Annotated in this window: 24 protein-coding genes; 14 read left to right on the top strand and 10 right to left on the bottom strand. The window is 71.5% G+C overall.

The genetic code is table 11. The annotated features are described in order from the left end of the window. The first annotated feature begins 391 nt into the window (after nucleotides 1–391). Nucleotides 392–1,963 carry a ribonuclease Y gene (gene rny, locus NE235_RS15720; RefSeq protein ID WP_406567591.1) on the top strand — a complete coding sequence of 524 codons (1,572 nt, stop codon included), beginning with the start codon at nucleotides 392–394 and terminating at the stop codon, nucleotides 1,961–1,963. Between the two features lie 30 nt (nucleotides 1,964–1,993). Here the strand turns inward: rny and NE235_RS15715 are convergent, their stop codons facing one another. The 5 genes from NE235_RS15715 to NE235_RS15695 form a co-directional block, all read right to left on the bottom strand. Beyond that, on the bottom strand, nucleotides 1,994–3,997 hold the full coding sequence (locus tag NE235_RS15715) for a S9 family peptidase (protein WP_252803402.1): 2,004 nt from the start codon (nucleotides 3,995–3,997) through the stop codon (nucleotides 1,994–1,996). Nucleotides 3,998–4,232: 235 nt separating this feature from the next. Beyond that, nucleotides 4,233–5,189, bottom strand: coding sequence for an amino acid ABC transporter permease (locus NE235_RS15710; protein ID WP_252803399.1), 957 nt, complete (start codon nucleotides 5,187–5,189; stop codon nucleotides 4,233–4,235). Continuing rightward, the gene (locus NE235_RS15705) at nucleotides 5,186–5,875 is read right to left on the bottom strand and encodes an amino acid ABC transporter permease (RefSeq protein ID WP_252803397.1); all 690 of its coding nucleotides are present in this window, start codon (nucleotides 5,873–5,875) and stop codon (nucleotides 5,186–5,188) included. The genes NE235_RS15710 and NE235_RS15705 overlap by 4 nt, the downstream gene beginning before the upstream one ends. Nucleotides 5,876–5,947: 72 nt before the next feature. Further along, nucleotides 5,948–6,802: a glutamate ABC transporter substrate-binding protein gene (locus NE235_RS15700; RefSeq protein ID WP_252803395.1), complete on the bottom strand. Its 855-nt coding sequence runs from the start codon at nucleotides 6,800–6,802 to the stop codon at nucleotides 5,948–5,950. A gap of 83 nt (nucleotides 6,803–6,885) precedes the next feature. Beyond that, nucleotides 6,886–7,665 carry an amino acid ABC transporter ATP-binding protein gene (locus tag NE235_RS15695; protein ID WP_252803393.1) on the bottom strand — a complete coding sequence of 260 codons (780 nt, stop codon included), beginning with the start codon at nucleotides 7,663–7,665 and terminating at the stop codon, nucleotides 6,886–6,888. A gap of 189 nt (nucleotides 7,666–7,854) precedes the next feature. Here NE235_RS15695 and miaB point away from each other — a divergent pair, with 189 nt between their 5' ends. Both miaB and NE235_RS15685 read left to right on the top strand, forming a co-directional pair. Continuing rightward, a complete protein-coding gene (gene miaB, locus NE235_RS15690) occupies nucleotides 7,855–9,351 on the top strand; it encodes a tRNA (N6-isopentenyl adenosine(37)-C2)-methylthiotransferase MiaB (protein WP_252803390.1) in 1,497 nt (498 codons plus the stop codon). Nucleotides 9,352–9,373: 22 nt separating this feature from the next. Then, nucleotides 9,374–10,051 (top strand): class III extradiol ring-cleavage dioxygenase family protein, encoded by a 678-nt coding sequence (locus NE235_RS15685; RefSeq protein ID WP_252803389.1) that lies wholly within the window; start codon nucleotides 9,374–9,376, stop codon nucleotides 10,049–10,051. On the opposite strand, the gene NE235_RS15680 is transcribed toward NE235_RS15685, so the two are convergent. Then, nucleotides 10,046–10,276 (bottom strand): antitoxin, encoded by a 231-nt coding sequence (locus NE235_RS15680; RefSeq protein WP_252803387.1) that lies wholly within the window; start codon nucleotides 10,274–10,276, stop codon nucleotides 10,046–10,048. The two genes, NE235_RS15685 and NE235_RS15680, sit on opposite strands and share 6 nt — an antisense overlap. Before the next feature lie 171 nt (nucleotides 10,277–10,447). Here NE235_RS15680 and miaA point away from each other — a divergent pair, with 171 nt between their 5' ends. Together miaA and dapF are read left to right on the top strand one after the other, a co-directional pair. Continuing rightward, nucleotides 10,448–11,347: a tRNA (adenosine(37)-N6)-dimethylallyltransferase MiaA gene (gene miaA, locus NE235_RS15675; RefSeq protein ID WP_252803741.1), complete on the top strand. Its 900-nt coding sequence runs from the start codon at nucleotides 10,448–10,450 to the stop codon at nucleotides 11,345–11,347. Further along, complete coding sequence (dapF, locus tag NE235_RS15670) at nucleotides 11,335–12,150, top strand: diaminopimelate epimerase (RefSeq protein ID WP_252803385.1); 816 nt, start codon at nucleotides 11,335–11,337, stop codon at nucleotides 12,148–12,150. The genes miaA and dapF overlap by 13 nt, the downstream gene beginning before the upstream one ends. Before the next feature lie 91 nt (nucleotides 12,151–12,241). Here dapF and NE235_RS15665 read toward each other — a convergent pair whose 3' ends face one another. Both NE235_RS15665 and NE235_RS15660 read right to left on the bottom strand, forming a co-directional pair. Then, nucleotides 12,242–13,000: a hypothetical protein gene (locus NE235_RS15665; RefSeq protein WP_252803383.1), complete on the bottom strand. Its 759-nt coding sequence runs from the start codon at nucleotides 12,998–13,000 to the stop codon at nucleotides 12,242–12,244. A 434-nt stretch (nucleotides 13,001–13,434) separates the two neighbouring features. Further along, a complete protein-coding gene (locus NE235_RS15660) occupies nucleotides 13,435–14,022 on the bottom strand; it encodes a TetR/AcrR family transcriptional regulator (RefSeq protein ID WP_252803381.1) in 588 nt (195 codons plus the stop codon). A 99-nt stretch (nucleotides 14,023–14,121) separates the two neighbouring features. Here NE235_RS15660 and NE235_RS15655 point away from each other — a divergent pair, with 99 nt between their 5' ends. The 4 genes from NE235_RS15655 to NE235_RS15640 are packed head-to-tail and all read left to right on the top strand — an operon-like array spanning nucleotide 14,122 to nucleotide 17,986. Next, entirely contained in the window at nucleotides 14,122–15,123 is a 1,002-nt protein-coding gene (locus NE235_RS15655) for a hypothetical protein (RefSeq protein WP_252803379.1), read from the top strand. Nucleotides 15,124–15,177: 54 nt separating this feature from the next. Further along, nucleotides 15,178–15,771, top strand: coding sequence for a TetR/AcrR family transcriptional regulator (locus tag NE235_RS15650; RefSeq protein ID WP_252803377.1), 594 nt, complete (start codon nucleotides 15,178–15,180; stop codon nucleotides 15,769–15,771). Nucleotides 15,772–15,779: 8 nt separating this feature from the next. After that, nucleotides 15,780–16,949, top strand: a complete 1,170-nt coding sequence (locus tag NE235_RS15645) for an acyl-CoA dehydrogenase family protein (protein ID WP_252803375.1) — start codon at nucleotides 15,780–15,782, stop codon at nucleotides 16,947–16,949. Between the two features lie 2 nt (nucleotides 16,950–16,951). Next, a complete protein-coding gene (locus NE235_RS15640; RefSeq protein ID WP_252803373.1) occupies nucleotides 16,952–17,986 on the top strand; it encodes an acyl-CoA dehydrogenase family protein in 1,035 nt (344 codons plus the stop codon). A 143-nt stretch (nucleotides 17,987–18,129) separates the two neighbouring features. Here NE235_RS15640 and NE235_RS15635 read toward each other — a convergent pair whose 3' ends face one another. Then, nucleotides 18,130–18,534 (bottom strand): ATP-binding protein, encoded by a 405-nt coding sequence (locus NE235_RS15635; protein ID WP_252803371.1) that lies wholly within the window; start codon nucleotides 18,532–18,534, stop codon nucleotides 18,130–18,132. A 153-nt stretch (nucleotides 18,535–18,687) separates the two neighbouring features. On the opposite strand from NE235_RS15635, the gene NE235_RS15630 reads away from it, so the two are divergent. The 5 genes from NE235_RS15630 (at nucleotide 18,688) to NE235_RS15615 (ending at nucleotide 23,241) form a co-directional block, all read left to right on the top strand. After that, nucleotides 18,688–19,500 carry a helix-turn-helix domain-containing protein gene (locus tag NE235_RS15630; protein ID WP_308206085.1) on the top strand — a complete coding sequence of 271 codons (813 nt, stop codon included), beginning with the start codon at nucleotides 18,688–18,690 and terminating at the stop codon, nucleotides 19,498–19,500. After that, nucleotides 19,491–19,652 carry a DUF397 domain-containing protein gene (locus tag NE235_RS38690; protein WP_406567583.1) on the top strand — a complete coding sequence of 54 codons (162 nt, stop codon included), beginning with the start codon at nucleotides 19,491–19,493 and terminating at the stop codon, nucleotides 19,650–19,652. The genes NE235_RS15630 and NE235_RS38690 overlap by 10 nt, the downstream gene beginning before the upstream one ends. A 153-nt stretch (nucleotides 19,653–19,805) precedes the next feature. Further along, nucleotides 19,806–20,786 carry an ABC transporter permease gene (locus NE235_RS15625; RefSeq protein ID WP_252803367.1) on the top strand — a complete coding sequence of 327 codons (981 nt, stop codon included), beginning with the start codon at nucleotides 19,806–19,808 and terminating at the stop codon, nucleotides 20,784–20,786. Further along, complete coding sequence (locus NE235_RS15620; protein WP_252803366.1) at nucleotides 20,783–21,583, top strand: ABC transporter permease; 801 nt, start codon at nucleotides 20,783–20,785, stop codon at nucleotides 21,581–21,583. The genes NE235_RS15625 and NE235_RS15620 overlap by 4 nt, the downstream gene beginning before the upstream one ends. Beyond that, entirely contained in the window at nucleotides 21,583–23,241 is a 1,659-nt protein-coding gene (locus NE235_RS15615) for an ABC transporter family substrate-binding protein (RefSeq protein ID WP_252803364.1), read from the top strand. Before NE235_RS15620 ends, NE235_RS15615 begins: the two co-directional genes overlap by 1 nt. Before the next feature lie 184 nt (nucleotides 23,242–23,425). Here NE235_RS15615 and NE235_RS37395 read toward each other — a convergent pair whose 3' ends face one another. Next, nucleotides 23,426–23,554, bottom strand: coding sequence for a hypothetical protein (locus NE235_RS37395; RefSeq protein WP_289848697.1), 129 nt, complete (start codon nucleotides 23,552–23,554; stop codon nucleotides 23,426–23,428). Nucleotides 23,555–23,719 lie beyond the last annotated feature (165 nt).

The raw sequence follows: 23,719 nt of genomic DNA, 5'->3' as shown, positions 1-23,719 counted from the left end.
ACACCCCGGTCCGGCCCTGACATGGACCGTTACAAGAAAGATCGAGCGAATCGTCCGGATCGTGGGGTCTTTTCTTGCCCATTACCTCTTGGCCGCTTACGGTTACGGCAGTGAGGTGTTACTCCGCGCAGTGCGGATTGCCATAGGACTGACCGCGTTCGACCAGCTGAAGAGTGTTGTGTCCGGCTCCCGCGGCCGGTGGTTCGCATAGCAGGGTTCTGGAACGCTCCGGAGCCCGCTTGACCGCGCGCGTCCGGCGGCTCGCCGGGGGTGCTGGTCGCGGCCGTCCCGGGACGACCGCACGGCGCGCCCGTAACGCCTCGCGTCGCCGACATCAGGGCCTCCTGGTGGCGCAGCGTCGAGGAGAGGGGTCAGTGCCGTGATCTACGTCGTGACAGGTGCGGCACTGGTGGTCATCCTGGCACTGGTCGTCCTTGTCCTCGTCGTGCTCCGCCGCCTCGACACCGCCGCGCGCCGCGTGGCGGCGGACGAGGAGCAGGCGGAGGCGCAGCGAGGCGCGGACGAGATCGTCGCGAAGGCCCGCTCCGACGCCCAGGAGATCCTCAGCGACGCCGAGGCGAGGGCCCGGGAGCTGTCCGCGGCGGCCCGGTCCGAGGTCGAGGACGAGATCAGGTCGCTGAAGGAGGACCTGCGGGCGCTCCGCGAGGACCTCGAACGCCGCGAGGCCCGGCTCGCCGAGCGTGAGCACCGGCTGGACGATGAGGTGCGCCGCCTCGAGGAGCGGGCCCGGGAACTGGCCGACGCCAAGCAGGCGCTGAAGGAACGGCGGGCCGCACTCGACCGGCTCGACGACGAGCGCAAGAGCGTGCTCGAGCAGGCCGCCGGGCTCACCGCCGACCAGGCCAAGACCGAGCTTGTCTCCCTGATCGAGAACCAGGCCAAGCGCGAGGCCGCGCTGATCACGCGGGAGATCGAGAACGAGGCGCGCGACGAGGGCGAGAAGCGCGCCCGCAAGATCGTGACGCTGGCGATCCAGCGGGTCGCGAGCGAGCAGACCGCCGAGTCGGTCGTGTCGGTGCTGCACCTGCCCAGCGACGAGATGAAGGGCCGGATCATCGGCCGCGAGGGCCGCAACATCCGGTCCTTCGAGACGACGACCGGCGTGAACCTCATCATCGACGACACGCCCGAGGCCGTGCTGCTCAGCTGCTTCGATCCCGTACGCCGGGAGGTCGGCCGGCTGACGCTGGAGAAGCTCGTCCTCGACGGCCGGATCCATCCGCAGCGGATCGAGGAGATCTACGAGCACAGCAAGGCCGAGGTCGAGCAGCGCTGCGTGCGCGCCGGTGAGGACGCCCTGATGGAACTCGGGCTCACCGACATGCACCCCGAGCTGATCACGCTGCTGGGCCGCCTGCGATACCGCACGTCGTACGGGCAGAACGTCCTGGCGCACCTGATCGAGTCGGCGCACCTGGCCGGAATCATGGCGGCCGAGCTGAAGCTGCCGGTTCCGCTGCTGAAGCGGTGCACGCTGCTGCACGACATCGGCAAGGCGCTGACCCACGAGGTCGAGGGCAGCCACGCGCTGATCGGCGCGGAGATCGCCCGGCGGTACGGTGAGGACGAGGACGTCGTACACGCCATCGAGGCGCACCACAACGAGGTCGAGGTACGCACCGTGGAGGCGGTGCTCACCCAGGCGGCCGACGCCATCAGCGGGGGCCGTCCGGGCGCGCGGCGGGAGTCGCTGGAGGCGTACGTCAAGCGCCTCGAACGGCTCGAGGAGATCGCGGCCACCCGCGAGGGCGTCGAGAAGGTCTTCGCCATGCAGGCCGGCCGCGAGATCCGGGTGATGGTGCGGCCCGACTCGGTCGATGACCTGCAGGCGCAGGTCATCGCGCACGACATCGCCAAGCAGGTCGAGGAGGAGCTGACCTACCCCGGTCAGATCCGGATCACCGTGGTCCGCGAGTCGCGCGCCACGGAGTTCGCCCGCTGAGCGACCGGCGCGGCGACCGGGGCGCGCTCCTCACGACGTCGTGTCCGCCTCCTCCGCACCGGCGGCCTCCTCCGGCGACCCGGCCGGCGGGCGGCCGGCGGTGAGTTCGATCGGCGCGACGTCCTTCGGTTCGAATCCGAGCGTCTGCCCGTAGAAGGCGAGCTCGGCCTCCAGGCAGGCGATGACGGTGTCCGCCCGCCGGAACCCGTGTGACTCACCCGCGAACGTCAGGTACGCGTACGGCGTCCCCTTGCCCGCCATGGCCTCGGCGAACCGCTCGGACTGGGGCGGGGAGACGATCGGGTCGTCCAGTCCCTGCAGGAGCAGCACGGGGCAGGCGACCTCCGACGCGCGCGCGATGGGGGAGCGCTCCTCGTACGTGCGCTCGAAGCCGGGGATCGGCCCGATCAGCCCGTACAGGTAGGTCGATTCGAAGTCGTGGGTCTCCTTGAGCCAGTTCTGCGGGTCGGAGATGCCGAAGTAGGAGGTGCCCGCCTTGAACAGGTCCGTGTGCGTGACCGCGCACAGCGTCGTCCAGCCGCCGGCGCTGCCGCCGCGGATGGCCAGCCGCGCGGGGTCGGCGGCGCCGCCGCGGACGAGCGCCTCGGCGGCGGCGACGCTGTCCTCGACGTCCACGATCCCCCACTGGCGGCGCAGCCGTTCGCGGTAGGCGCGGCCGTACCCGGTCGAGCCGCCGTAGTTCACGTCGACCACGCCGATGCCCCGGCTGGTGAAGTAGGCGATCTCCAGGTCCAGCACGCTCGTGCTGTGCCCGGTCGGGCCGCCGTGTACGAACACGACGTACGGCGGCAGCTCACCCTCGGGGGCCTGGAAGGCCGGGTTGGACGGCGGGTACACGTAGGCGTGCACGGGACGCCCGAACGGGCCTTCGAGCTCCTGGGCGCGCGGCAGCGGGAGGTAGGCCGCCTCGGGCGGGGAGTCCAACTCGCTGCGCAGCACCTTCGCCTCGCCGCTGTCGGCGTCCACGACGACCACCGACCAGGGGATGTCGGGCGCGCCGGCGATGCCCACGATGCTCGTCCCGTCGGCGGACAGCTGCGGCTTCCAGTCGGTGTAGGGCAGGTCGAAGTCGACGAGGTCGGCGGTCTCGGGGTCGTACAGGCCGAGCCGCTGGTCGCCCTGGCCGTGCAGCACGGCGATGCGGCCGTCGTCCAGGACGGCGTACGGGCGGCCGCCGAGCTGCCACAGCGGCCCGGCGAACTCCTCCTCGGCCGGGTACAGCGCCTGCGGCGACTCGCCGTGCAGGCCGACCTCGTACAGGTTCCACCAGCCCGGCCAGTCGGACACGACGTACAGCCGGGACTCGCTCAGCCACGTGGGGGCGAGCGCCGACTCGCTCAGCCCGCCCTTGACCGGCCGCGGGGCGTCCAGCGCGCCCGTCTCGTCGAACGCGGCGACCCGCACCTCGGTGCCGTCCCACGGCATCCGCGGGTGGCTCCACTGCATCCAGGCGAGGTGGCCGCCCTCCGGGGACGGGGTCGGGTAGGCGTAGAAGTCGGAGCCGCTGACGAGTTCGCGGATCGCCGTGGCGTCCTCCGCGGCGCTGCCGTCGACCGGGACCGCGACGATCGCCCGGCGTACGCCCGCGGTGGTGTGGCCCTCGCAGACGCACCACAGGTGCCGCGCGTCGGGGGAGAGCGCGAAGTCGGCGTAGCGCAGACCGGCGGGCTGCGCGGGTTCGGGGGTCAGCGGCCGGGGCAGCTCGCCCGGGGTGAGGCGGTACAGCCGCTGGTCCTCGTAGTTGGCGAAGACGAAGTCGCCGTCGGGGAGGGGAAGGTAGGACCGCCCGCCGTACTCGTGCACGCGGGTACGGGCGTCCCACGGCGCGGGCAGCAGGTCCACGCCGGACCGCACGATCGTCGTCCGGCCGCCCTTCTCCGGACGGGTCTCCTGCCACCACACGCGATCACCGTGGATGGTGGGGTAACTGAGTCGCAGGCGCGCGCGGGCCACGTCGGCGGCGGAGATCGGAGAGGACCAGGATCCATAGGGGGCGGTAGCGCGAGCGGTCATATCGGAATCGTCTCGCAAACAGGACGCCGATGGGACCTCGACCCGATACTTGACCCGCCTGAACATCGCCGGGTGTGGCCGGGGAAACACGAAACGGGCCGGTGGATTTCCACCGGCCCGTTCCGGGCTCTCGCCGGGCCACGCGAAGGGCGTCCCGGGGCACCTCGCGGGTCAGGCCGACGACCTCAGGGGAGCCTCGCCGTCAGGCGGAGGGGCCCCCGGGAGGCCTCGCCGGTCAGGCGGAGGGCATTCCCGGGGCCTCGCCGGTCAGGCCCGCGCCGGGCACCGTGCTCACGTCGATCGGCTTGGCGGCGCTCTTACGGCTGCGCCGGCTGCGCTTCTCCAGCCACGTGGCCAGGTAGCTGAGCGCGAGGTTCATCGCGATGTAGATCAGCGCGATGACGATGGCGGCCGGGATGAGGTTGCCGTACTGGGTGGGGATCTGGCGGTACCCGGTGTTCAGCAGGTCCTCATAGGAGATGATCCAGCCCAGCGCCGAGTCCTTCAGCAGGACGACGAGCTGGCTGACGATCGCGGGCATCATCGCGGTCGTGGCCTGCGGGATGAGGATGAGCCGCATCACGCCGCTCTTGCGCAGGCCGATCGCGTAGGCCGCCTCCGACTGGCCGCGGGGCACCGCGTTGATGCCCGCCCGGAAGATCTCCGCCAGCACGGAGCCGTTGTAGAGCATCAGCGAGATGACCAGCGCGGTGAAGGCGGTCACCTCGGGGAACTCGCGGTTCAGCGCGTTGGCGATCGTGGGCGGGCCGCTGAAGACGAAGAAGATGAGGATCAGCAGCGGGATGGCGCGGAAGAACTCGACGACCGCGCCGGCCGGGATCCTGATCCACCGGTGGTCGGACATGCGCCCGAGCCCGAACAGCACTCCGAAGAGCAGTGCCAGGACGGCGCCGGCGAGCGCCGCCTTCAGCGTGCCGCCGATGCCGGGGAGGATGTAGTCCGACCAGGTCGATACCTCGATGAACGGCTTCCACAGCTTGCCCTGGAGCTGGCCCTCCTTGTCGAACCGCGCGACGACGACGTAGATGATCGCGAGGATGACGATCGCCGAGATCAGCGTCAGGATGTTGTGCCGCATCCGAGCCTTGGGACCCGGCGCGTCGAACAGGACGGACGCCTGCCGCTTCGCGGCGCGCGGGGGCGCCGGCTTGGTCTCCGTCACGGTGCTCATCGAACCACCGCCATCCGCTTGGCCAGCCAGTTGAAGAAGAAGCCCGTCGGCAGGGTGAGGCACATGAAGCCGACCGCGAAACCGATGAAGATCGGCAGGGTCGCGCCGTACTGCTCGAACATGTCCTTCATCAGCGACGCCGCCTCGTAGTAGCTGGCGACCAGGACCACCGTCGTGTTCTTGATCATCGCGATCATGACGCTGCCGAGCGGCGCGATGACGGCGCGGAACGCCTGCGGCATGATCACCATGCGCAGCGACTGGGTGAAGGTGAGCCCGATCGCCCGCGCCGCCTCCGCCTGCCCCATCGGCACCGTGTTGATGCCGGCCCGCAGGGACTCGGCCACGAAGGCCGCCGTGTAGACCGACATGCCGAGGACCGCCAGCCAGAAGAAGTTGATGCTCGGCGTGTGGGAGATCCTGAACTTCAGCGTGTCACTGAGCCCCAGGCTGCAGAACAGCAGCACCAGCGTGAGCGGGGTGTTCCGCAGCGTGTTGACGTAAAACGCGCCGGCCACCCGCAGCACCCGGACGGGCGAGACGCGCATCGCGGTGATCAGCGTGCCGAGCACCAGGGACAGGATGCCGACCGTCACGGAGATCCGGATGTTCGCCCAGAACGCCGAGAGCAGCTTGTCGCTGTTGTCCGCCAACGGGCTGAAGTCGAGGAGTACGTTCCAGTTCATCTCACTCCTACGCTCTTACGAGCGGCGCCGGCGAGCCGTGCGGCTCACCGGCGCCGGTCCCGTACCTGCGGCTCAGCTGCAGCCTTCCGGGGCGGGGGCGGTCGCGTCGAACGGGAGGTTCGCCTTGGCGAACCACTTCTCCCACAGCTGCTTGGCGGTGCCGTCGGAGTACATCGACTTGATGGCGTCGTTCACGGCGTTGCAGGTCTTGGTGTCGCCCTTCTTCAGGCCGACGCCGTACTTCTCGTCGGTGAACGGCGCGTTGACGACCTTGACCGGGGAGCCTTCACGGACGGCGAAGCCGCCGAGGATGGTCGCGTCGGTGGAGACCGCGTCGACCGAGCCGCCCTTGAGCTTGGTGATGCACTCCTCGTAGCCCTGGGCCGGGACGGTGACCGCGGCGACCTTGGCGTTCAGCTTATTGGTGCCCTCGGTGATGTTCTTCCAGGAGTTCGACCCGGACACCGCGCACAGCTTCTTTCCCTTGAGCGACTGCAGGCTCGTGATCGAGTTGTCGTTCGCCCGGACCATCAGGTCCTGGTGGGTGACGACGTACGGGCCGCCGAAGGTGACCTTCGGCTTACGGGCGTCGGTGATCGAGTACGTGGCGATCACCATGTCGACCGTGCCGTTCTGCAGGAAGGTCTCCCGGTTGGCCGACCGGGCCTCCTTGAACTCGATCTTGCTGTCGTCCTTCACGCCGAGCTTCTTGGCGATGTACTTGGCGACGTCGATGTCGAAGCCCTCGACCCCGCTGCCGGTCTTCATGCCGAGCGCGGGCTGGTCGTACTTCACGCCGATGACGATCTTCTTGCCGTCCTTGGCCTTGTCGGCCACCGTCGTGTTCTTCTTGGCGGCACACCCGGAGATGCCCATCCCGGCCACCGCGAGCGCGGCGGCGACGACCCCGAAATGACGTACTCGCATCCTTTTCATCCCCTGTGTCGTGGAGGACCGCGCGCCGCGGTTCCTCGGTTCGGCTGAACCTTGAAACGCCGGACCGGTCACGGTCAGTGCGTAAGGATCTTGGACAGGAAGTCCTTGGCGCGGTCGCTCCGCGCGTTGGTGAAGAACTCTCCGGGGGTGTTCTCCTCGACGATCTGGCCGTCCGCCATGAACACCACCTTGTTGGCCGACGCGCGGGCGAACCCCATCTCGTGGGTCACCACGACCATCGTCATGCCCTCGGCCGCCAGGTTGATCATGACGTCGAGGACCTCCTTGACCATCTCCGGGTCGAGGGCCGAGGTCGGCTCGTCGAACAGCATCACCTTGGGACGCATCGCGAGCGCCCGGGCGATCGCGGCGCGCTGCTGCTGCCCGCCGGACAGCTGCGCGGGGTACTTCTCGGCTTGCGAGGCGATGCCCACCCGCTCGAGGAGCTCCATCGCGCGCTGCTCCGCCTCGGTCTTGTCCGCCTTGCGGACCTTGATCGGGCCGAGCGTGACGTTCTGCAGGATCGTCTTGTGGGCGAACAGGTTGAACGACTGGAAGACCATCCCCACGTCGGCGCGCAGCTGCGCGAGCGCCTTGCCCTCCTCGGGCAGGGGCTTGCCGTCGATGCGGATGGTGCCGCCGTCGATGGGCTCCAGCCGGTTGATCGTGCGGCACAGCGTCGACTTGCCGCCGCCCGACGGGCCGATCACGACCACGACCTCGCCCCGATGGATCGTGAGGTCGATGTCCTTGAGGACATGGTGGTCGCCGTAGAACTTGTTCACGTTCTCGAGCACGACGAGAGGTCCGCCGCCACTCACCTCGGCCTCCCGGGCCTCCTTGCCGTCCGTCATGTGCGCAAAGCGTACGTCAACACTCTGGAGAGAAAGCCGAGATGAGGTACCGATCCGGTCACGTTGCGGCGGGCACTTGCCCGCCGCTGGAGCGGTGCCACTCCGGGAAGTCGATCTTGTGCCCGTTGACCGGCGCGCTCGGCGCGGAGTCCTCGTCCGGCGCGCGGCGCGCGTACTCTTACGTCTGAGATGAGCGCGCCCACGACATTCGACGACCGGCCCCGCACGTACGAGATCCGCACGTACGGCTGCCAGATGAACGTGCACGACTCCGAGCGGCTCGCCGGGCTGCTGGAGGACGCCGGCTACGCCCGCGCCGACGACGGCGCGACGCCCGACGTCGTCGTGTTCAACACGTGCGCCGTACGGGAGAACGCCGACAACCGGCTGTACGGCAACCTCGGCCACCTGCGGCCGGTGAAGGAGGGCCACGCCGGCATGCAGATCGCGGTCGGCGGCTGCCTGGCGCAGAAGGACCGCGACACGATCGTCAAGCGGGCGCCCTGGGTCGACGTCGTCTTCGGCACCCACAACATCGGCTCGCTGCCGGTCCTGCTCGAGCGCGCCCGCGTCCAGGATGAGGCGCAGGTCGAGATCAAGGAAGCGCTCGAGACGTTCCCGAGCACGCTGCCGACCCGCCGCGAGTCCCCGTACGCCGCGTGGGTGTCGATCTCGGTCGGGTGCAACAACACGTGCACGTTCTGCATCGTGCCGTCGCTGCGTGGCAAGGAGAAGGACCGCCGCCCCGGTGAGATCCTCGCCGAGGTCGAGACGCTGGTCGCCGAGGGCGTCTGTGAGATCACCCTCCTGGGGCAGAACGTCAACTCCTACGGCGCCGAGTTCGGCGACCGCGGCGCGTTCGCCAAGCTGCTGCGCTCCTGCGGGGAGATCGACGGGCTGGAGCGGGTCCGGTTCACCTCGCCGCACCCGCGCGACTTCACCGACGACGTCATCGCCGCGATGGCCGAGACGCCGAACGTCATGCCCTCACTCCACATGCCGCTGCAGTCCGGTTCCGACCGGGTGCTGAAGGCCATGCGGCGCTCCTACCGGCAGGAGCGCTACCTCGGCATCATCGAGCGGGTCCGCGCCGCGATCCCGGACGCCGCGATCACCACGGACATCATCGTGGGCTTCCCGGGGGAGACCGAGGAGGACTTCGAGCAGACGCTGCACGTGGTCCGCGAGGCGCGCTTCTCCGGGGCCTTCACCTTCCAGTACTCCAAGCGGCCCGGCACACCGGCGGCGGACATGGCCGACCAGGTGCCCAAGGAGGTCGTGCAGGAGCGGTACGAACGGCTGATCGCCCTGCAGGAGGAGATCTCCTGGGCGGAGAACAAGAAGCAGCTCGGCCGCACCCTCGAAGTCCTCGTCGCCGAGGGCGAGGGCCGCAAGGACCAGCGCACGCACCGCCTGTCCGGGCGGGCGCCCGACAACCGGCTCGTCCACTTCGCTCTCGGCGAGGACGACGCGAAGGTCCCCCGGCCGGGCGACATGGTCACCGTCGAGGTCACCTACGCCGCGCCGCACCACCTGGTCGCGGACGGACCGGTCCGCGATCTCCGGCGCACCCGGGCGGGCGACGCCTGGGAGCGGCGCACGGCCGCGCCCGCGCAGAAGGGCGTCTCGCTGGGCATGCCGGGCATCGGCCGGCCCGCGGCGCCCCCGGTCTCCTCCTGCCCGTGACCGCACCGTCCGGGGCGGCGGCGTGCTGACCGCCGCGGCGGTGTGCCCGCACCCGCCGCTGCTGGTGCCGGAGGTCGCGAGCGGCGCGGCCGCCGAACTCGACGCGGTGCGGGCGGCCTGCGACGCCGCCGTACGCCGGCTCGCTCCCGCCGACCTGCTGATCGTGGTCGGCTCCGGGTCGGCCACCCGCGACTTCGGGCCCGGCGCGGCGGGGAGCCTGCGGCCGTACGGCGTCGACCTGACTCTGGGGCAGGGTGAGCCGGTGCTGCCCCTGTCCCTGACGATCGGACGGTGGCTGATCGGCGACCGGCCGGCGCTGTTCCAGGGCGTCGCGGAGGACGCCTCGCCCGCCGCCTGCCTCCGGCTGGGCGCCGACCTGGCGGACCTGGCCCCCGCGGTCGCGCTGCTGGTGATGGGCGACGGGTCGGCGTGCCGTACGGCGGCGGCTCCCGGCTACCTCGATCCGCGGGCCGCCGGCTTCGACGCGGCGGTGGCCGCCGCGCTGGCCGGCGCGAACCGTGCCGCACTCGCGGGACTCGCCCCCGGCCTCGCCGCCGAACTGCGGGCGGCCGGGCGCGCGCCGTGGCAGGTGCTGGCCGGAGCGGCGGGAGACGCGGCCTACGACGCCGAACTGCTGGCCGACACGGCGCCGTACGGCGTCGGGTACCTCGTCGCGAGCTGGACCCGCCGCGCGCTATGACGGCCGGCCGCCCTGGGGATCGGCGCCTCCCTCACGCGTCTCGGGCTCGTGTTCGCCACCGGCCCGCTCCGCGTACTTGCGGGCCTGCTCCTGCGCCGTGTCGACCTGACGCTCGTACTTCCCGCCGGTCTTGCGGTCGACCATGTCGCCGGCCTTCTCGATGACCTTGTCGACCTTGTCGCCGTGCTGGCCCAGCAGATCCTTGACCTTGTCCTTGAAGGACATCCGCGCCTCCTCATACGGGGATGCCGTCCGCCGGCACCCTCTACCGGCCCTCTGCCCCGTTTCCGGCGGGAAAACCCGCTCGTGCGTACCCCGCCCGGCCTCGCGCCCGGCCGGAGCGGGCGAGTGGCGGCGGCACCTCGGGGGAAACGGCAGAATTGACCGGTGGGGGAAATGAAGGTGATCGCCGTCGTGGGCCCGACCGCCGCGGGCAAGTCCGATCTCGCGGTCGAACTCGCCCTGCGTCTCGGCGGTGAGGTCGTCAACGCCGACTCGATGCAGCTCTACCGGGGCATGGACATCGGCACCGCCAAGCTCGCCGAGCCGGAGTGGCGCGGCGTACCGCACCACCTGCTCGACGTGTGGGACGTCACCCGCACGGCCAGCGTCGCCGAGTACCAGGAACTGGCCCGCCGCACCGTCGCGGAGGTCCGCGGCCGCGGGCGGACGCCGCTGCTGGTCGGCGGGTCCGGCCTGTACGTCCGCGCGGTCCTGGACGACCTGGAGTTCCCCGGCACGGACCCGGAGCTGCGGGCACGGCTGGAGGGCGAGCTCGCCGAGCACGGGACCGCCGCGCTGCACGCCCGTCTGGCCGGCCTCGACCCGGCCGCCGCCGCCTCGATCCTGCCCAGCAACGGCCGCCGGATCGTCCGGGCGCTCGAAGTGATCGAGATGACGGGCCGGCCCTTCACCGCCTCCATGCCGTCCTACGCCGACACCGGCGACTCGGTACAGCTGGGACTCACCGTCCCCCGTCCCGAGCTCGACGAGCGCATCGCCGTACGCGTCGAGCGGATGTGGAAGGCCGGGTTCGTCGACGAGGTCCGCGGGCTGGAGCCGTACGGGCTGCGCGACGGGCTCACGGCCAGCCGCGCACTCGGCTACGCCCAGGTGCTCCGCTTCCTGGCGGGGGAGTGGACCGAGGAGGAGGCGAAGCAGGAGACGATCCGGGCCACCCGGCGGTTCGCCCGCCGCCAGGAGTCCTGGTTCCGCCGCGACCCCCGCGTGCGATGGATCCCCTACGACGCGCCCGTGGAGACCGCGCTCGATACGATCGGCCCATGCGCTTCGTGAAGGGACACGGCACCGAGAACGACTTCGTGATCGTGCCGGACCCCGACGGCTCCCTCGACCTGACCCCGTCCCTGGTCGCCGCCCTCTGCGACCGGCGCGCCGGCATCGGCGCCGACGGCGTGCTGCGCGTCGTGCGCGCCAAGGCGCTGGGCCACGACGACCTCGGCGCCGAGTGGTTCATGGACTACCGCAACGCCGACGGCAGCGTCGCGGAGATGTGCGGCAACGGCGTCCGGGTCTTCGCCCGCTACCTCGTCGACGCCGGCCTCGCCGCACCCGGCGACTTCACGATCGGGACCAGGTCGGGCGTGCGCGCGGTGAGCCTGGGCGCGACCGGCGACGTGTCGGTGGACATGGGCGCTCCGCGGATCCTGGGGGAGGGACACGCGGCGCTGTCCGGCCGGTCGTACGCCGGCCTGCGCGTCTCCATGGGCAACCCGCACCTGGCCTGCCTGATCGACGAGCCGGTCGCCGGCCTCGACCTGGAGCACGCCCCCGACGTCGACGCGGCGGCCTTCCCCGACGGCGTCAACGTCGAGCTTTTCCGGCCGGTCGGCGACGGCCGGGTGGAGATGCGGGTCCACGAGCGGGGAGTGGGCGAGACGCGCTCCTGCGGTACGGGCACGGTCGCCACGGCCGTCGCCGCCGCCCACGCCGAAGGCCGCACGACCGGCACCTGGGAGGTCGCCGTCCCGGGCGGCGTCCTCACCGTCATCCTGGACGGCACGACCAGCTTCCTGCGCGGTCCCGCCGTCCTCCTCGCCGAAGGCGACGTCCACCTCGACCGCCTCATCGCGCGCTGACCGTATCGCCGTTCCGGCCTCGGGCCCGTTCCAAAGCCTCCGCCGGCCGCGCATGCGGACGGCGGGGCTCTGAACCCTCAGGGTGGCGCGATCAGCCGCCGTGGTGAATCGGGAAGCCGGGGCGATGCCAGCCGCCTCCCGGGCCGACCGGCCGGTGGTACACCGGCGGGCTGTGCCAGCCGGGACGATGCCAGCCGGGACGCTGCCAGCCCGGCCGATCCCACACGGGACGATGGAGGATCATGCCCGGGCGGTACCACGGTCCGGGACGGAAGCCCCGAACCGGTGGGCGGGCCCATGATCCCCGGTACGGAGCGGCGACCTGGAGGACCTCGGCCCTCGGTCTGCCGTTCGGCACGCACTGCACGACGACGGTGCCGGCCTGCGCGCTGTTGACGGTGACCTCGATACCGCCGACCCTCAGGAAGTGCGTCCCGGCCACGGCCGGCGCCCAGTCGCCGGCCAGGTCGCCGGTGAGCGCCCCCTGCTCCGGGACCGCGCCCCCGGAGCCGCTCACCTGGAAGGTCGTGTTCTCGGTGCCGCTGACGTCGACCCAGGCGGTGCCGTTCCAGGAGTCGATCGGGAAGGGCGCCTGCAGGTTCAGGTTCGAGATGTGCAGCCAGAAGCGTGCCGGCGCGTCGTAGCTGTTCCCGGGCGGGGTCAGCCAGCCGTCGAGAACGGCGGCCGTCTGCCCGAGGTCGCCGATGTTGCAGGTGAGGTCGGCGGACAGCGTGGCGGCCCGCGGGTTCGTCTGCGCCCGTGCGGACGTCTGCCCTGCGGCCCCGAGGCCACTGACCGCGAGAACCGCCGTCGTGACCGCGGCGGCGCCCCGGCCGGTCAATCTGATCATCTGAGCTCCTTGTGGGTTCGTCTCAGAGATCGACGCCATCACATCCACGCCGCCCTGCGGCCGCGCCTGACGGCCCTTGCCGGAACCGTTGACGATCTGCCACCCGATCATGGCCGAGCGCGATCGGGCCCGGAATCCGCGGCCTCCTGGCTCAGGGCCCCGGCTCAGGGCCCCGGCTCAGGGCCCCGGCTCAGGGCCGGCGCGCCGCGTCGGTCAGGGCGCGGTCGAGTGCAGCGCGGCTCGCCGAAGGCCGAGTCCACCTCGACCGCCCCACGGCGCCCTGGCCGTATTGCCGTTTCCGGCCTCGGGCCGGTTCGATACGGGGCATGCCTGAGAGCGTCACCTCGCCTATGTTCAGACGGTGATGTGGCAGGGGCGGCGGCGGGGTGGGCGGGTCAGCGGAAATCTTGGTGGTCCAGTCGGGGAGGGGCTCGTCAGTTGGTCAGGGCGCGGATTCCGGCGCGGAGGGTGGCGGCGTCGACGTCCTGGAGGAGGAGCCTCTGGATGACGAAGCCGGGCACGAGGCAGAACAGGGTGGCGCCGACGGCCCGGGGGTCGGCGTCGGCGGGCAGGCGGCCCACGTCGCGCATCCGCTCGGCGAGTTTGGTCCACCAGGTGCGGGTGTCGGTGAACAGGTCCCGGACGGTCGGTCCGAGCGCCGGGTTGTACATCGCCTCCACCCAGCCGGCGGGGGCGAGCCGGAGCGGGCCGTCGCTCCCGAGCAGGGACTCGACGCGCTCGGCGAACCGGCCGATCACGTCCTCCAGTTTGGGGAGGGTGTCCTCGTTGAGCATCTCCTCCAACAGTCCGGTGACGATGCGCTGGTTCTCCACCCCGATGGCGCGGACGATGTCCTCTTTGCTCCTGAAGTAGCGGTAGACGGCACCGGCCGACAGCCCCGACTCCGTGAAGACGTCCTGCATGGACGTCTGGTGGAACCCCTTGCGGTCGAAGCACCGCCGAGCGGCGTCAAGGATCTGCCGCCGACGCTGTTCGAGGTGCTCCTCGCTGACCTTGGGCATGAGGCTCACAATAAAACGAACGCTCGTTCTTGACAATCCAGAGCGCCGGTGCCAGCGTGACATGAAAGAGAACGGACATTCGCTTTTTTGGAGTGGTCGATGAGGATCCAGCTCCGTACGGTGTTGCTGGCCCTGCTGGCGGTGGGCGTGCAGGCCGTCATGGTGACGGCGTTCACGTGGCCTGCCGCGCGTGTCGCGCCCCGGCACGTCCCGATCGTCGTCGCGGGTCCCGGACCTGCGGCCGCCGCGGTCGCGCGGCGGCTCGACGCCGAGCGGCATGGGGCGTTCGAGGTACGGCGGCGGCCGGACGAGGCGGCCGCCCGCCGGGCCCTCGCCGACCGCGAGGCGTACGGCGCGATCGTCGCCGGCCCGGCCGGTCCGCGCGTGCTCGTCGCGTCGGCCGCGAGCCCGGCGGTGGCCCAGTTGCTGACGCAACTGTCGCAGCGGATGTCCGGGCGGCCAGTGCAGGCCCCACAGGATGTCGTGCCGGCGGACGCCGACGATCCGCGCGGCGCCGCCTTCGGGGCACTCGTGCTGCCACTGGTCATGTCGAGCCTCGTGGGCGGCGTCCTCCTCACGCTTTTGATCGGGGCGGCGTGGGAGCGGCCGGCCGGGCTGTTGCTGTTCGCCGCCGGTGGCGGAGCCGTCACGGCCGTCATCGTCGGCGGCTGGCTGTCGATCGTGCCCGGGGCGTATCTCGCCATCGCGGGGGTCCTCGGCCTGACCGTGCTCGCCGTGTCCGGCACCGTCGTCGGCCTGGGGGCGGCCATCGGCGGGCGCGGGCTCGGCGTCGGCGGAGCCGTGATGATGCTCCTGGCCAACCCGTTGTCGGGCGTGACCTCGGCTCCGGAGCTGCTGCCCCGGCCGTGGGGATCGATCGGCCAGGGAATGCCGGCGGGAGCGGGCGGCACGCTGCTGCGCTCGGTCGCGTTCTTCGACGGCGCGCGGGCGGGCGGGCCGCTCATCGTCCTGATCGCGTGGGCCGGGATCGGGTTGTTGCTGCTCGGCCTGGGCGCTTCGCGGGCTCGGCGGGCCGGTCTCCACGACGTCGCCCGAAGCGATGTGTCCGCACCGGGGACGCCGGTGCCCGAGCGGCGATGAAGGGGAAAAGGCGATTCGTCGATTGCCGAATCGGTTTCGGTTACGATGGCCGCCATGACCCCCGTGAAGCGCCAGGCTCGGGCCGAGCGCACCCGGGCGGCGTTGCTGACCGCCGCCCGGCAGGTGTTCGAGGAGCGCGGTTTTCTCGACGCCAAGATCAGTGAGATCTGTGAGCGGGCCGGCGTCGCGTACGGCAGCTTCTACACCCACTTCGCCGACAAGGACGCGATCTTCGCCGAGCTGATCGACGAGATGCTGGCCGGCCTGCTCGCCGTGATGCGGGCCGAGCCCCTCAACGGGGACGGCCCGGCCGCGCGCATCGCGAGCGCCAACCGCGCCTACCTCCGCGCGTACCGGGAGAACGCTCCGCTGATGGCGGTGTTCGAGCAGGTCGCGACGTTCTCGCCCGCGATGCGCGAGACCTATCTGCGGGCCTGGGGGGTCTTCTACGACCGTCAGGAGCGCGCCATCCGCGAGTGGCAGCGGGCCGGGGTCGTTCCCGGCGACGTCGACCCGCGCACGGCGGCGGTCGCGCTCGCGACGATGATCGGCCGGACGGCGTACACCTGGTACGTCCTCGGCCGTCCCCACGACGACGGCGACGTCGAACAGCTCACCCGGCTCTACTGCCGGGCGATCGGCCTGTAGGAGGCAGCGTGGACTTTCGCGACACACCCGAGGAGGCCGCGTTCCGCGCGGAGCTCCGCTCGTGGCTGCAGGAGAACGCGCCGCAGCGCGCGGTCGAGGGAGGCCGCGGCGACTTCGAGGCGCTGCGCGCGTGGGGCGGGCGGCTCTACGACGCCGGCTATGTCGGGATCACCTGGCCGGAGGAGTACGGCGGGCGGGGCCTGTCCCCGACGTACCAGGCGATCTATCTGGAGGAGGCGTCCCGCGCCGACGCGCCCAATCACCCGGGGGTCATCGGCCTGAACATGGCCGGTCCCACGATCATCGCCTGGGGCACCGACGAGCAGAAGCAGCGGTACCTCAAGCCGCTGCTGTCCGGCGAGGAGATCTGGTGCCAGGGGTTCTCCGAGCCCGGTTCCGGCTCGGACCTGGCCGCCGGCCGTACGAGCGCCGTCCTCGACGGCGACCACTGGGTGGTGAACGGGCAGAAGGTCTGGTCGTCCTACGCGCACAAGGCCGACTGGTGCATCCTCGTCGTCCGGACCGACCCGGACGCGCCCAAGCACGCCGGTCTGTCCTACCTCATCGTCGACATGCACGCGCCCGGGGTGACCGTGCGCCCGCTGCGCCAGATCACCGGCGACCCGGAGTTCAACGAGATCTTCTTCGACGACGTGCGGGTGCCGCGCGAGTCGATCCTCGGCCGCCCCGGTGACGGCTGGAAGGTCGCCATGACCACCCTGCTGCACGAGCGCGGCACGCTGGGCTTCGCGCTGTCCGCCGAGCTCGAGCGCATGGTGAACCACCTGGTCGACCTCGTACGGGAAGAGGGGCCGGACGGCCGCCGGCCCGCCGACGACCCGCTGATCCGCGACGCCGTCGCCCGCGAGTGGATCGAGATGCAGTCGCTGCGCTTCACCAACTACCGGGCCCTGACCACGCTGCTGGAGACCGGCATCCCCGGCCCGGAGGGCTCGGGCGTCAAGCTCGCCTGGAGCGAGGCCAACCAGCGCCTCACCTCGCTCGCCCAGTCGGTGTACGGCCTGCACGCCCAGGTGACGGGTGAGGACGCGCCGTGGAACGGGTTCTGGCAGTACTGGCAGCTGCGGTCCCGGGGCAACACGATCGAGGCCGGCACCTCGGAGATCCTCCGCAACATCATCGCCGAGCGCGTCCTCGGCCTGCCGAAGGGACGTTGACCATGGACTTCGCGTTCTCCGAAGAGCAGGAGCAGCTGCGGGGCTTCGCTCGCGAGTTCCTCGCCGACCGGTATGACGACGTCCGCCTCGCGGAGCTCGCCGATTCCGAGACCGGTGTCGACGCCGAAGTCTGGCCGAAGCTCGCCGAGCTGGGCTGGCTCGACGCCGAGCTCACCTTCCTCGACCAGGCCGTGCTGCTGGAGGAGACCGGCCACCGGCCACTCGCCGCGCCGTACTTCTCCACGACCGTCCTGGCCGCGCCCGCCCTGGACGACGAGACGGCCGAGCAGGTGGCGGACGGCCGGCTGACGGCGACTCTCGCCTGGGCGGAGCCGGGCATGCGCCAGGGCCTGCTGGACCCGGCCGGCGCGTCGGTCTCCGACGGGCGGCTCACGGGCCAGAAGGTCCTCGTCCCGGACGGCGCGGCGGTCGACCTGTTCGTCGTGACGGCCGCCGACGGGCTGTACGCCGTGAACGCCTCCGACGCCGTCGTCACGGCGCACGGCGGGCTGGACGGCACGCGGCGCCTGGCGAGCGTCCGGTTCGAGGGCGCGCCGGCGCGTCCGCTGGTGACCGGGGAGGCGGCCGCCGCCCTGCTCGGCCGGATCCGGGACCGCGCGTACGCCGCGGTCGCTCTGGAGGCGGTCGGCGTGGCGCAGCGCGCGCTGGACCTGCTCGTCGCCTACGCCAAGGAGCGCGAGCAGTTCGGCAAGCCGATCGGCGTCTACCAGGCCGTGTCGCACAAGGCGTCGGACGTCTACGTACGGCTCCAGGAGGCGCGTTCGCTGGCCTACTGGGCCGCCTGGTGCGTCGCCGAGGACGACCCGATGGCGCGCCAGGCATGCCTCGCCGCCAAGGCCCACGCGGGCGAGGCGGCGGTCTTCGCCTGCGAGAACGCGATCCAGGGGCACGGCGGAATCGGCTTCACCTGGGAGCACGTGCTGCACCGCTACTACAAGCGCGCCCAGTGGCTGGCGGCCTTCGACGGCCCCGCCCGCGACCAGCGCGCCGAGGTCGCCGCCTTCCTCCTCGACTGAGGCGCGGCCCGCGTGACGAGCGGCCGGGGAATGCCCACTGCGGGGCACTCCCCGGCCGCACTCATTCCGCGTGCCCGCCGTTCGAAACGTCCGCCCAAGTCAGGACATTTGCTGACTGATTCGCGTATGCCCTTTCTGTGGGCTCACTCGAGGATCGGGCACTCGCACCATACGATTTTTCCACCCGAGTGTAATGATTCATATCCCCAGTTCTTTGAGAGGGTCTGAACGAGGAGCAGTCCGCGGCCGTTCTCGTCGTCGTCCGACGCGGTTCGCCGAAGCGGCGGATCGTCACTTGTGTCCCAGACCTCGATCAGCAGGCTTTCGGTGAATGCCGAAAGGCAGAGATAGATCGGCTGCTCCTTGTCCCGCCGGCCGGCGCGAACCGGGCAGGTCACGGCTCCCGTCGCCTTCATCGCGTTCGTCACCAGCTCGCTGACCAGCAGCTCGGCGGTGTCGATCAGCACGTCGAGCCGCCAGTCGTGAAGGGCCGAGCGTGTATAGGCGCGGGCCCGGCCCGCGGCGGTCGGGAGGGCGGCGATCAGCATGCAGCTCGAACGCGGTGAAGTTCGCATCTCTTATGGCTTCCTGACGGTGCGCGATTTACCTCCCACGTCTACCTGGCGGGACGTACTCTCGAAACGAAGAACCCGTTACCGTGAGCGTGTGAGCCCGATCTGTGAAACGGTTGTGAGGGAGCTGTGAGGTTCAATGACGGTCGTACCTGGCTGGAGTACTTCGCCGCTGAGTTACGGTCATGGCGTGAGTATCGGAAGATGAGTCAACTGCAGCTGGCCAAGGCGATCAATTACTCGGAGTCCGCCGTCGGGATGGTCGAGACCGCGCGGCGCAAACCGAAGGTCGACTTCGTCAAGCGCTGCGATGACGCTCTGGAGACCGGTGGAGCGCTCCGGCGGCTGCTGAAGGAGCTCGTCGAACGCGAGTTGATCCCGGACTGGCTCGACCGGTGGCGGATCATCGAAGAGCAGGCGACGGCCCTGAACTGGTTCGAGGCGCTCCTCGTCCCGGGGCTGCTGCAAACGCCGGACTACGCGCGCGCGGTGTTCGAGAAGAGCGGCCAGCCCGCCTCGCAGGACATCGAGGCGCAGGTGCGCACCCGGGTCGAGCGGCAGCAGATCCTCGAACGCGACGAGGCGCCGATGTTCGTTGCGGTGGTCGACGAGGGGGTCCTCCACCGGGCCATCGGCGGGCCGAGGGTCATGCGGGATCAGCTCCTGCACCTGGCCGCGCTGTGCGAGGCGCGTTCGGACATCGTCGTGCAGGTGATCCCGAGGGACACCGGCGCGTACGCCGGCCTGGCCGGTCCCTTCGTCATCGCGACCATGGACGGCGATGAGTTCGTCTACCTCGACACCGCGCTCTACGGCCAGGTGGCGGAGAGCGCGGACGACCTGGCGATCGTGAAACGGATGTGGGAGTCGCTTCGCGCCGAGGCGCTCCCGCGTCAGGCATCACTCAACCTGATCAAGAAAGTGGCCGAAGAATGGAAATGAACTGGCGCAAGTCGACGCGGAGCAGCGGCAACGGCGGTGCGTGTGTCGAGGTCGCGACCTGGCGTGGGCCCGCTCGCGGCACTGCGAACGGCGGTGACCGCATCGCGGTGGGGTGCGCCGCCGCGTCACACGACGGCGACCGTAGGAGCTGAGGCGGCGGCGGAGCGGGTCGCCGCCCCGCCGCTTCGGTGACACTCCTCCCGGATCCGGCGTCGCGGACATCTCGCCGATCCTCTGCGCGAACGGTGACCGGTCGATAACGTCACGTGGTCGACTCGATCCGGCATGCGCGGAGGAGGTGTGCGTTGGCGGGCGTCCTGCTGCGCGGGCCGGCCGGTCAGGTGTTCCTCCTCGCCGTCGCGGTCAGTCTCGCCTACCTCCTCGCCGCCGTGGCCCTCGATCCGCGGGCGGAGCTCGAGGCGCGCGATCCACGACCGCCCCGCGCCGCGATCGAGGCCCGGCTCGCCCGGCTGAACGCCGACGACCGGGAACCGCTGAGCGCGCGCTACCTCACCTGGGCGTCCGGCGTCGTACGCGGCGACTTCGGCCGCACCCTGGACGACACCCCCGCGGCGGAGGAGATGGGCCGGCGGGCCGGCGTGAGCCTCCGCCTGCTCCTGGCCGGCATGCTGCTGGGCGACGCCCTTGGAGTCGTGCTCGGGCTCGCCGCCGTGGCACGCCGGTCCGTGCTCCTCGACCGCCTCATCGCGGCCGGCGGCCTCACGGTCCTCGCCGTCCCCATGGTGGTCCTGGCCACCGTGGCCGAGGTCGCGGCGCAGTCGGTCGAATCCCTGACCGGAACGAGGATTCTCGCCTGGACCGGGGAGTACACCCCCGGCCGGGCGGACGGATCCCTGAACGCGATCACCGAGCGCGTGCGTCACCTCCTGCTGCCGGCGCTGACCCTCGCCCTCGGCCGGGCGGCCGTCCTCACCCACTACCTTCGCGGCACCCTGCGCGACACGGCCGGCGCCACCTTCGTACGAGCCGCCGTCGCCAAGGGCCTGACACGCCGCCGGGCGCTGATCCGGCACGCGCTGCGCGTCGCGGTGATCCCGGTGGTCCCGCTCTCGGCGTACGGGTGCGCGACCCTCCTCGCCGGCGCGGCCTGCGCCGAGAAGGTGTTCGGCTGGCACGGGATGGGCGAGTGGCTGATCGACTCCATCCACCGCGGCGACGTCAACGCGGTCGCCGCGTACTGCTGCTTCGCCGCCGTCGTGGTCGTCGCCGCGGGCCTGCTGTCCGACCTGGTCGTCACGGCGCTCGACCCGCGGGCCCGTACGTGAGCCGCGGACGGCGGCCCGCGGGTCTGGCGCTGCTCGCCGTGCTCGGCGCGGCCGCCTGCCTCGGCCCGTACCTCACCCGATGGAACTGGGCGGGCGTCGACGTCACCGCGTTCGGCGATCCGCCGTCGCCGCGCCACTGGCTCGGCACGACCCCGGCCGGCCGCGACATGTACGCGATCACGCTACGGGCTCTGCGCCGGTCCCTCGCGGTCGGCCTGCTCGTGGCGTCCGGGGCGACGGGCCTGGCGGCCGTGACCGGCGCGGCGGCGGGCCACCTCGGCGGGTGGGCGGACCGCCTCCTGCGGTCGGTCACCGACCTGCTCCTGATCCTCCCGCCGTTCCTGATCGCCGCGGTGGCGTCACAGAAGATCACCGGCACGGCGGGGACCGCCCTCCTGCTCACCGTCCTCCTGTGGCCGGTCACCGCACGGGCGGTCCGGGTCGCGACGCGCTCCCTGCGCGAGGAGGGGTACGTCCTGGCGGCACGCCAACTGGGCGCCCCCGCCTGGGCGATCATCCGGCGGCATGTCCTGCCGAGTCTGGCGCCGCTGCTGCTCGCCGACGCCACCCTGAACACCGGCGCGGCCATCGTCGCGGAGTCCGGCCTGTCCTACTTCGGCTTCGGCGTCCGCCCGCCCGACGTCTCACTCGGCACGCTCATCGCCGACGGGGCCCCCGCCGCGACGGTCTTCCCGTGGCTGTTCCTGCCCCCGGTGCTCCTGCTGGTCCTCGTCCTGCTCGCCGTCGACCTGGCCGGTGCCGGCCTGCCGGGCCGCCCATCGCCCCGGGAGCGCTAATGACTCTGGTGAAAGCCGTGCTGAGCGCGCTCATCGTGAGCGTCTCAGTCGGCTGTGGCGGCACCCCGCCCGGCACGCCGTCCGCCCTCGTGTCGTACGACATCGGCCCCGCGCCGCGCGCCACGGTCCGGGACGGCGGAACGCTGCGGCTCGCGGCCGGGGAGTTCCGCACCCAGTGGAACTACTGGCACCTCGGCGGGCCGAACCTCGACGCCGTCGCGGTCCTGCGCACGACGATGCCCTGGCTGTTCCGCGCCGACGCCACCGGATCGGTGCGGCCGAACCCGGACTACCTCGCCCGCGTCAGGCTCGCCCGCACCAGACCGCGCCAGGTCGTCGTGTACGACATCGATCCGCGGGCCCGCTGGTCCGACGGCACGCCGATCGGGTACCACGACTTCCAGGCCCTCTGGCGGGCGGCCCGGGGCCGGAACCCCGCGTACGCGATCGCCGCGTCCACCGGGTACGACCGCATCCGCAGCGTCCGGCGCGGCACCGGGGACCGGCAGGTCGTCGTCACGTTCGCCCGGCCGTTCGGCGAGTGGCCCGAGCTGTTCAGTCCGCTGTATCCGGCCAAGACCATCGGCACGCCGGACCGCTGGGACCACGCGTGGCTTAACCGGCTCCCCGTCACCGCGGGCCCGTTCCGGCTCGAACGGATCGACCGGACCGCCCAGACCGTCTCGCTCGCCCGCGATCCCGCCTGGTGGGGGACCCGCCCGAAGCTCGACCGGATCGTCTTTCGGTACCTCGCCCGCGACGCCATGCCCGGCGCGCTGCTCGGCGGTGAGATCGACGGCTTCGACGCCGGCCCGGACCCCGCCGCGTACGCACGTCTCCAGAGGACCGCCGGGATCACGGTGCGCCGGGCGGCCGGACCGGACTTCACCCAGCTCACCTTCAACGGCGCCGGTCCGATCCTGGCCGACCCGGACGTGCGCCGGGCCGTCGCGATCGCCATCGACCGCCCGGCCGTCGCCCGGTCGGCCCTGCACGGACTGCCGGGACGGGCCGAGGTCATGAACGACCACGTGTACGTCAACACCCAGCGCGGCTACCAGGACAACGCCGGCGGAACCGGAGCCTACGACCCGGCCGAGGCCGGCCGGCTGCTCGACCAAGCGGGCTGGTCCCAGGCAGGGGGCGTACGCCGGAAGGGCGGCCGGGCACTGACCCTGCGCTTCGTCTATCCGGAGAGCGCGACGGTCAGCGGGCAGAGCGGAGAGCTTATCCAGGCGATGCTGCGCCGGGTAGGGGTTCGCCTGCTGCTCCATCCGGTGCCCGACGGTGACCTCTTCGACCGGTACCTCGTGCCGGGCGCCTTCGACCTCGCCCCGTTCACCTGGCACGGCACGCCGTACCCGATCTCGAACCTGGAGTCGGTGTACGCCCGGCCGCGTGGCGGTGCCGTGTTGCAGAACCTCGCCCGCGTCGGCACCGCACGGCTGGACCGGAGGCTCGCCGAGGCCGTCGGCGAACTCGACCCGGTCCGGGCCCGGCGCGCGGCGAACGCGGCGGACCGGATGATCTGGCAGGAGATGCATTCGCTACCGCTCTACCAGCGCCCGCAGATCGTCCCGGTCCGGTCGTCTCTCGCCAACTGGGGCGCCTTCGGCCTGAGCGACCCGGTCTGGACCGACATCGGCTTCCGCAAGTGAGCCAAGGCCCCGGTGCCGGCCTCTTGGGGCGGCTTCGCCGCCGGGGCCGCCTTGCCGCTGAGGTTGACGGATGGATGGCCGATTCGCCGGGGCCGGCGCGTCAATGGCGGCGTCGATGCGGCTGATCCATTCCGACCGGCCGAGTCGAAACCTTGATCGACTCGGCCCCGCACCCGTAGGGCGGTCACAAGGCTCGTGGCGCCGCCAGCATGGCATGCATCTCTTCGATCGAGACGGAGCCGTCTGTGCCCTCCGACTCGGCTTCGTCGGCGAGTGCATTGAGCCATGCATCCTCGACGGGCGATTCGCTCATCCGGTACCCCATGTTCTGGTTGAGGGAACGTCCTCAGTTTTCCATCCCGAGCCGACTCGCGAACGCACCAGCCGGCGTATGGCCGAGCGGTAGTCGCTGAGCGGCGACAGGCGGGGGCGCGAATCGCGGGCCCGGTGCTGGAGGGCACCGGGCCCGCGGTGGCCG

The sequence above is a fragment of the Actinoallomurus spadix genome (assembly GCF_024055725.1).
GTDB classification, from domain to species: Bacteria; Actinomycetota; Actinomycetes; order Streptosporangiales; family Streptosporangiaceae; genus Actinoallomurus; species Actinoallomurus spadix.
This window is presented reverse-complemented; position numbering and strand designations above follow the sequence as displayed.